The following is a 263-nucleotide window of genomic DNA, read 5'->3' as shown; positions in this document are numbered from 1 at the left end:
AGATGTCGGTACTGCCCACCTGGATATGGCCGCCGAGCAGGGCGGTAGCGATCTCACCGCCGCCTTCGAGGGCCACATAGCGCAGCTCACGCGGGTTGATCCCGGCGGCTTTGGCGATCAGCGCGGTTTGCATCCAGTCCTGACTTCCGACAGTGCCACCGGAACCGATCACCACGCTGCCTGGATCTTTCTTCAAGGCTTTTACGAGATCGTCGAGGCTCTTGTAGGGCGAATCGCTTTTGACTGCGATGGCCCCGTAACTG

General features: G+C 60.8%; 1 protein-coding gene. It reads right to left on the bottom strand.

Features of this window, described 5'->3' with window-relative positions; translation table 11 throughout:
* Window positions 1–263, bottom strand: a 263-nt coding sequence (locus KZZ07_RS27065; RefSeq protein ID WP_255564630.1) for a tripartite tricarboxylate transporter substrate-binding protein, incomplete at both ends; no start/stop codon positions are given.

The organism is Mameliella sp. CS4 (assembly GCF_019392335.1).
In the GTDB taxonomy this organism is placed as follows: domain Bacteria; phylum Pseudomonadota; class Alphaproteobacteria; order Rhodobacterales; family Rhodobacteraceae; genus Antarctobacter.
This window is presented reverse-complemented; position numbering and strand designations above follow the sequence as displayed.